At 32.6% G+C, this 8530-nt stretch carries 5 protein-coding genes and 1 pseudogene; 1 reads left to right on the top strand and 5 read right to left on the bottom strand.

What is annotated here, in order from left to right:
- Nucleotides 1-255 precede the first annotated feature (255 nt).
- From HKP48_RS07425 to HKP48_RS07405, 5 genes are read right to left on the bottom strand one after another with little or no spacing between them, the layout of a single operon-like run.
- The gene (locus HKP48_RS07425; RefSeq protein ID WP_296344403.1) at nt 256-1938 is read right to left on the bottom strand and encodes an SWIM zinc finger family protein; all 1683 of its coding nucleotides are present in this window, start codon (nt 1936-1938) and stop codon (nt 256-258) included.
- Between the two features lie 4 nt (nt 1939-1942).
- Nucleotides 1943-2707 carry a hypothetical protein gene (locus HKP48_RS07420; protein ID WP_296344401.1) on the bottom strand — a complete coding sequence of 255 codons (765 nt, stop codon included), beginning with the start codon at nt 2705-2707 and terminating at the stop codon, nt 1943-1945.
- 13 nt (nt 2708-2720) lie between these two features.
- Nucleotides 2721-4667 (bottom strand): site-specific DNA-methyltransferase, encoded by a 1947-nt coding sequence (locus tag HKP48_RS07415; RefSeq protein WP_296344399.1) that lies wholly within the window; start codon nt 4665-4667, stop codon nt 2721-2723.
- The gene (locus tag HKP48_RS07410; protein ID WP_296344397.1) at nt 4667-7384 is read right to left on the bottom strand and encodes a DEAD/DEAH box helicase family protein; all 2718 of its coding nucleotides are present in this window, start codon (nt 7382-7384) and stop codon (nt 4667-4669) included. Before HKP48_RS07410 ends, HKP48_RS07415 begins: the two co-directional genes overlap by 1 nt.
- Nucleotides 7384-7701, bottom strand: a complete 318-nt coding sequence (locus HKP48_RS07405) for a helix-turn-helix domain-containing protein (RefSeq protein WP_296344395.1) — start codon at nt 7699-7701, stop codon at nt 7384-7386. Before HKP48_RS07405 ends, HKP48_RS07410 begins: the two co-directional genes overlap by 1 nt.
- 580 nt (nt 7702-8281) lie before the next feature.
- Between HKP48_RS07405 and HKP48_RS07400 the strand changes: the two are divergent.
- Nucleotides 8282-8530, top strand: a pseudogene (locus tag HKP48_RS07400) (integrase); the annotation flags it as partial.

The following is an 8530-nucleotide window of genomic DNA, read 5'->3' as shown; positions in this document are numbered from 1 at the left end:
TAATAGGCTTGTTGAACTGGAAATAACGCGACGTAGGAGCGTTATTCTATTTCAACAATGCCAAGAAACATATTGCCTAAAATTAATTTAAAGTTTATTTGGTTTTTAGCTCAGTTCTTTGTTAGCTGTCTGGGCTTTATTTTGAGTTCTGCTGATAGCGTTGGCAGAAGACATACTCTTGGCCAAGTTTTGGCTTTTAGCGGTTGGCTTTTGAGCGACTTGGCAATGTGTATGGCTTTTAGCGTTGGCTGGTATTTATACTCGGTTTAATTCGTCCATTAGTGCTCTGCGTTGTGGATATTGTTTTCTAAATAATTCTATTAACTCATTTACTTGTTCATTTCCGCCTAGTTTTTTCATTCTACGTAAATATCTACAAGCTGTTTGGTAATGATTTCTTCCTATGTACTTTTCAACGTAATTTATAATTCTTTCGCTGTACAGTTCTATTAATTCAGCAGAATAATCTTTTGATAAATACTCTTCATTTTGCTGAATATTCTCCAAAGAGAGATTTTGTTTGAGCATTAAAAATAGTCTATCCCACCATTCCTCCTTTATGTAAATCTTTCGAATTAACTCTGTGTAAGTCCATCTCTGTTTAGGTGTGATTTCTTTTATTATTTCTTCTAAAAATGGATGCCACTTTTCATCTTCAATGTTCTCTTTAAGAATTTGATAATAATCTTGTTGTGGATGGAAATTGTCAATAAATAAGAATCGAGAATACTTAATGATTTTAGAAGTGTCTTTTTCGGATTGAGCAACTTTCAACAACCAATTGTACCAAACTTTCACTAATCCTGGCTTGTCTTTTTCATCACATTTAATACCGTCTTTTGAAAGATTTACTACTCTTTCAAAGTTTTTACTTTTAAATGCTTTTTCTATCTCTTTCGTTCTTATTGATGAATTTGAGATGTGTTTGTTGATATATTCTACCGCTTCTTTCTCATCTTTAAACTTTCTGAGTAAATCCAGTTTAAATAATTGTGCTCGTTCTCGATCGTATTCTCCGTTAATGGTGTCCAAACAGCTAAGTACTAAATCAACATCACTTTCTCTTTCAATTAAATCAGAAGCAATGTGAAGCATTCCTAAATGCCAATCCCAACCTTCAAATAATTTTTGTTTAAAAGAAGAAATACAATATTCAAATATTTTCTCTTTTAAGGCTTTAGGAAGTTTTTCTTGTGCTAATTTTGAGAGTAACTCCATAGCTGATTCCACAAAATAACCTAAATCACCATTACTATCGTCTCCATATTGAAAAGCTTCCGTCATTTCTTCCAATAAAGCTGTACAGATGAAGTATACATTATCAAAATTATTATTGGCTAAATACTTTTCGGCATTTTCTAAAAAAGGTTCGGTTGTGTTTACTACATATTTCATATCAGACCAACCAATCCAACCATCTCTTCCTGCTGCTGTTTGCAAAATGGAATGAATCTGTTTTTGGTAAAACTCTTTCGATTGGTTTTGGCTTAAATGACCGAAGGATGCCAAGAAGTAGTTTCTGAATTTCTTGTCCTTTTTACTGTTCTCTTGTACAAATTCTATCAGTTCTTTATGTGAAATTGCTTTTAACAATTCTTTTACTTGTTGAGAAACTGATTTAGTTTTTTTCTTTTTTTGTTTAGAAATACTCGGTTGATTCAATTCTAACTCATCTTGTTGCAAATGAAAAACTACTGCAACTACGTGTTTGCAAACCGGTCCCATATCGTAAGGGCAATCGCAATTATGTTCAGTTATTGTATTGTTGCTAATTTCTAACTCAACCTTGTATTCTTCAGTACCAGAAACAATAGCTTCATATTCGCCAGTAGATATTTCTGAAAAATCGGTTATTGCACCACTTTTAAAATAAGAAAGCCCTCTTTTAAGGATTTTTTCATCAATAAGTTGTTCAAATTCGTTTAATGGTATTTTCATTTTTTTATTCTGATTTTAGAATTGGTCTTTTTTCTAAATCATAAACCGTTTCAGATATTTCAACTCTAAACCATTGTTTAAACATTTTATAATTACGTCTTTGAGGCCATTCTTTTTTATTGGTATGCCAATCATACAATACCATTGTAAATAACTTATCGAATTTTTTTTTCAGCCATTTTTCTAAATCATTTATGCTGTCATCAACCAAATAGATATCAATATCTATCTCATCCATCTTACTGTCAGGATATAAACTATTGTGCCAATCTATAAAAGGTTGTTTTGGTTTTACAATAATTGCACTTCTGTTAATATAATTTTCTTCAAAATTTTCTTCAGAATAGGAAAGGGGTGCTTCCATTGCGTTTAGCATATTAGAAAGGTAAGCCTCTTTTTCTTGAGTTATAACCTTTAATATGGGGTCACCCACAGCTACCTCCTCAAGTTCAAAATCAACTATAAAATTTTCATATTCTTTAAACTTTTCATTTTTATAATCAATCATTCTATTTAATAACGCAAAATCAATATCGTTTTTTGGAATATCTTTTCTTGCTTTATCAAATTCTTCGGATGGTATAATTGTTTTTATATTTCCAAAGTTCCAAGCATTAATTGCAAAATCAAGAATATCTTCTATGTATTCATAATCTTTAAAATCCTCCATAAACGGATTCATAAATTGCTCTAATAATTTTGAATATTTAACTCCTGTGTTAGGAACAACTTTATTGTTTCCAAACAAATCAATTACTTTATTACTCATTTCATTCTTATTTTTAAAACGCATTAAATTTATCGCCCATAGCGTGTTTTAAATTCCATTTTTTTGTGGTGTCTAAGGCACGTTCCAATACAATTAATTTTTGATTTGTATTGGTTTTGAAATGTTCTACGGTTTCATTTGCAATAATTACATCTAAACAGATTAGCGTTTCTTTGTCTCCATCTGTGGCAAATAGAATTTCATTTTTCTTGAATTTTTCTTGCTTGGTTAAGGTGTAATTTAGCTTGAAACCGTTTTTGATTAATATTTCGGTTATCAATTCGTCTTTATTGAAAGCAGAAACCAATTGTGCTTCTTTTTCTTTGATATACTTTTTAAGCAAATCAATGTTTTCTTGTTCTGTTTTTTCTGGGTCTGGAGCAAATTCTACTCTTGGGAAGTTTGATTTTTGTAATTTGAATACTTTAAAGCCAAGACCAGTCTTTTTTGAATATTCAACGGTGTTTTCGGCTACCATTTCTAAAGGAAGTTCTCCTTTTTTCTTTTCTTCTTTTTCTGTTAATTTTTTCTCTATTCTTTCTATTACTCGTTTGTTCCTCTCAATAGTAATATCGCTTATTTTTTTGTAACCTGCTTTGTAGGCTTCACTTTTTTCGTCTGTTTGTTCGGGTAACTGAACTAAAATGTATTTTCTGTTCCCACCATCTTCTTGGTTTAGTTCCGTTATTGCTTGTCCTGTTGTTCCTGAGCCTGCGAAAAAATCCAAAATTAGGTCATCACTATCCATTGATAGATGAATTATTCTTTCTAATAAACGAGTTGGTTTAGGTGTGTCAAAATATTGTTCTCCTAAAAATATTTTTCTTAATTCTTGAGTTGCAGATTGATTATGTCCAACATCTTTATGATACCAAATTGTAAGAGGTGTAATTCCATCTTTTACCTCTGTTAAAAATCTTTTTACTCTTGGTACGTTATCGCCAGAAGTACCGAACCAAATTCTATTGTCATTAATTAGTTCAGTCACTTTTTCTTTTGAATATCTCCAACAAATTCCTTTTGGTGGGGATATTTTTTTCCCTGATGGAGTTGTTATTTCAAAATCGTAGTTCTGATTATATGTTTTTACTGTCATATCACCAGAAACCCAAACACCTCTTTCATCATTATCTGGATTCTTATATCGAGATATAGATTCTTTAGTCCTCTCTAATAAATTAGGGCGAAATATTTCTTTGTTTTTGGCATAAACAATAATATGGTCGTGATTATCTGAAAACCATTTTGCATCATTCGAAGGTGCGAATTTTTTTTCCCATATAACATTAGAAATAAAATTATCCTCTCCAAAAACATCATCACACAACTTCCGTAAATGATGCACCTCATTATCATCAATGGATATAAAAATTACGCCATCTTCACGTAGTAACTGCCTTGCAATCAGTAATCGACTATACATCATATTCAGCCAATTGCTATGAAAACGACCATCAGTTTCTGTATTTGTATCAATCTTGTAGCCGTTTTCAGTCATTTCAGCATCTTCCCAATATGCTGCTTTGTCTTGGTTAAATTTATCTGAATACACAAAATCTTTTCCTGTATTGTAAGGTGGGTCTATGTAAATACACTTTACTTGTTCACGGTAGCTGTTGCTTAATAGTTTTAGTACTGCTAAATTTTCTCCTTCAATTATTAGGTTTTCACTTTCGGTAGGGTTTACACTTCTATCTTCATCATACACAAGCGTAGCATCAGTAGGAGTAAAGGCTTCTCTTTTGGCATTGCTTTTCCCAAACCATCTAAATTCGTAACGTTCGGTTTCGTTTACGCTTTTAGGGTCAATTACTTTTTTGAGTTCGCTAATGTTCAGTTTGCCATCATTGGTAAAAAGGTCTGGCATTAACTGTTTTAATTGCTTCAATCTTTCTTTGTTCCAATCGTGTGATTGTACTTTCTCCATTGGGTTTTCAGGATGTTGTTTATCGTTGCTCATTATGCTTCTTCAATTAATGCGTTAATGTCTTTTGTAGCTTCTGTTTTAAAATATTGGTAATCTTTTACAGGTGCTTTGTATTGTACTTCTACTCCTAATGTGACAAAATGCTTTAGAGCACATTCAATTTTATAAATCTCACTTTCTTTTAGTGCTTTTTTATCGTTGATGTCGTTTGTTCCTTTGGTTTCAATGACAAAGTAGAACTCACTTTCTTTTCCATCTCTCAAACTTTTGCGTTTCATCACAATACCAAAATCGGGATTGTAATTACCAATAGGAGTAGGTATTTTGTAATAAGCAGGAAGTTTCATAAAACAAATGATTTCATCATCTAAATCGGCTCCCAATGCAAACTGCCTTTCTATATAACTGTCTGTTAGCATCCTATTGTAAAATCCTCTATTTGGTGTGTCTCGGTACTGAGAACTATCCACTTGTTTTACAAAATCGTTAAATTCAAAAGGAAAGGTTTCATCTGTTAAATGATAGTCTAAACCCCTTATCATTTCTTCCAATTCAATATTCTTAATTAAAGCGGATGCTTGATGAATAAATTGAGGAGGGTTTTTAGCGAAATTTTCGAGATTGGTTTCGTCTATAATTTTTATAGTTGTGTTATAGCTTAATCCAGTATTTTCACTTATTTCTTCTACTAAATCTAATGCAGAAAAATGAGCTTTTAGTTTGTAGTTTTCTTTACCTCCAAATTCATCTACAATACCTTCTTCTGTAATTGAGCCAATCGTTCGGCTACTTACTTCTGCTACATAATCAGCAATTTCAATAGTATTCAGAGCCTCTTGGCTTCTTTTAATCAAAGATGCTTCATCAAAACCAACAGTATAATTTGTTTTCTTAGCTAAAGCATTCCAAAATCGTTTGAAGGCTTTATTAATAGTTTCATTCTCGCTACGCTTAAAATGAACTTCATTTTGTTTTTCTCCTTTATGTGTATGGGTCATTCCTGCACCTGCACCAGAGTGACCATAAACCTCTTTTATCTCCTCTTGATATTGTGTTACAAAAGTTTCGTAGGTTTCGTTTGGTATTACTGTAAGTTGATTAATTCGTTCATCATCACTTACAGTATGTTTATCATAGACACGTTGTCCGTTGGAGTCAACACAAATCCGTAATCCTCTACCAATTTCTTGGCGTTTTTTGATTTCTGAAAAAGAATTGCTTAACGTAGCAATATTAAAGATGTTCGGATTATCCCAACCAACACCCAAAGCGGAATGAGAAAAGATAAATTCAATTTTATTGGAAACAGAATCACCATAAGAAACTAACCCCTCTTTATCCTTTAAAATGGCATCAAAAACATCTTTGTTTTTACGCATTGATGTTTCATTATCTGTAAATTCATTTTTCGTTGTTTTCGCAAAATATGAGCCTTGAATCATTTCAATATGTTCTGCTGTTGGTTCTTTGTTATCGTGAAATTCAGGATAAATTTCTTTATACTTTTTAATAAAAAGGTTTTTGATTATTGGTTCATCACTTACATAATTGGCAACTTTATCAATAAAAATAAGCGAAAGGCATTTTATACCTTTTTCTTGTAGTTTTTGTTTTTTTGTGAAGTGGCGAACTATAAGCCACTCTAATTGTAATGCCCAAATATTTTGTACATTTCCAGAGGCTTGTTTTTCAAAAATTTCAACACCATTATGAAAGCTAACAGACCATTTTCCAGTCCTTAGACTTTTATTTATTCTACTAATGGTATATTTTAAATAACTTGGGTTATTGGTTACTTTGCCTAAGTTATCTCCATCTTTCAGCCATTTTGTGTTTTTAAATTCAATCTTTCCGCTTGCTGATTGATGCCAAGCTTTGATTTTCGCCTGAATTGGATTTTTTCCGTTTTTGGTTTCCGAAAGTTCCAGTTTTAAAGTGGCTTCATCATTTTTTTCGGTAACAGTTAAAACTTCAATCTTTTTGACTAAACCTTGCTTGTAACTGTCATAAGGCGTTAAGCGATAGGTCTTGTTTTTTGCAACTTTGTGAGTTGCCGAATATCTAATCTTAAATAAAGGATTGAGTTTAGCAATTTGTTTAATGGAATTTGTCGTGTCCATTCCTTCTTGTGGCTCATCCATTATGATAATTGGGTTTGTTCGCCCAATAGCTTCAATAAACGGAATGTTTGCAAAAAGGTCTTCTCTTTTGGCTTGGTTTAAAATTTTGTCTTCCGAATTAAAAGAAGCCAAAGTCATTACCATTATTTGCGGATGTTGTTCTTCTACAAAGTTGGTTACTTTGTTCAGTCGTTTACTACTGTATTCAAATACTTTTGGCGTAAACCCGTAAATTTCTTCCAGTTGTTTTTTAAAAGTTGTAAGTGTGTTTAAAACGCCTTGTCGAATAGCAACCGAAGGAACAAGAATGATGAATTTTGTAAATCCGTAGTGTTTAAACATTTCATAAATGGACTTTATGTAAACAAGGGTTTTCCCTGTCCCTGTCTCCATTTCTATGGTTAGTTCTAGTACTTCTTCAAGTTTGGCAACTTCTTCATCAATTCCGTTTTCAAGAAGAATAGATTTGATATTTTCTGCTAATTGCTCTTTTGAGAGCGAACAAATATTTGAACGAATCCCATCAGTACAAGCATTGTCAAATGTGTTTTTGTCGTTCCCTTCAAATACATTCACAATAGATTTGATTGCGGTTTCTTGATATTCTAATAGTTCTAATTTTAACTCCATCAGTTTCCGCTTTTATTTTTGTTGATGTATTTCATTTTCTGTTCAGCTACTTTTAGTGCCTTGCTTCCAAGTTCTTCATCCTTTATTTCATAAAGTATCTTTTCACTCAGATACTGAACAAGCAAACCTTCCTTGTCTAAGTCTAATATTTCGGCAAGTTTTAAGATTTGTTCTTTTGTCGCTTTTCGTTCACTTCTTTCTATTTTACTGAGTATTGCAGTATCAATGTCGAGTTTGGCAGATACGTGCCTTAAAAGCAATCCTTTTTTTTCTCTGTTTTCTCGGAGTATTTCGCCTATTGATTTGTTTTCTTTCATTTGTGAAATATCACTTGATTAATTAAACTTGACAATTAATGTCAAATATATTCAGTCTTTTTGGATATTCAATGATTGAGTCCGTCAAACTTATTAACAGTCTGTGAGCGGTGAAAAAAATAGCTCTTTTGGTTTTTTAGGGTTGGATTGTGTGATGGCAAAAACCAAATGTGCTATTTGTGCGGCTGGTTTTCCGCCTTGCAGCTAACGGTTTTGGCTATGATTTCGTTACGGAAAAATGGGTGACCATTTTTCCGATGTTGACCGAAAGATAGCAAAAATGCGTGGAATTTCCGGAAGGAAATTCCGCCGTAATGAATTATAGCCAGTGTTGAACTAAACCTTCGGTAGCTTTTCTCACCAAAGATTAGTATCCTTGTAAAGTTAATCATTAAAATTTTATCATGATGAAAAAAAATCAAAACATGTAAGTACGATTATTAGTCGTTCCAAAGCCCAAGTACCAGGTTTTACCGCACTTTATCACCAGCTAGAAAAAACCAATACCGTCTTAGGTAAAAGCCAAAGTACTTTTAACAATTACATTAGGCAGATTGCCAAGATCAGTTTGCATTATGGTATGGTAGCTCACAAGCTAACCTCTGACCAAGTTGAGGACTACCTCTATCAGATTAAAACCCAAAAGCATTCCCCATCAGCATCCACCTTTAAGCATACCGTTTATGGGCTTCGTTTTATGCTTAAGCAATACGATTTACCCTATTCTCATCTAAAGTTACCGCCTCTAAAACGTCAAAATGCATTGCCTGTGGTTTTGAGTAAACAAGACATGTTTGGCATGTTGCAATGTGCACCCATTCTAAAACAC

The organism is Winogradskyella sp., from assembly GCF_013042245.1.
Classification (GTDB): domain Bacteria; phylum Bacteroidota; class Bacteroidia; order Flavobacteriales; family Flavobacteriaceae; genus Winogradskyella.
This window is presented reverse-complemented; position numbering and strand designations above follow the sequence as displayed.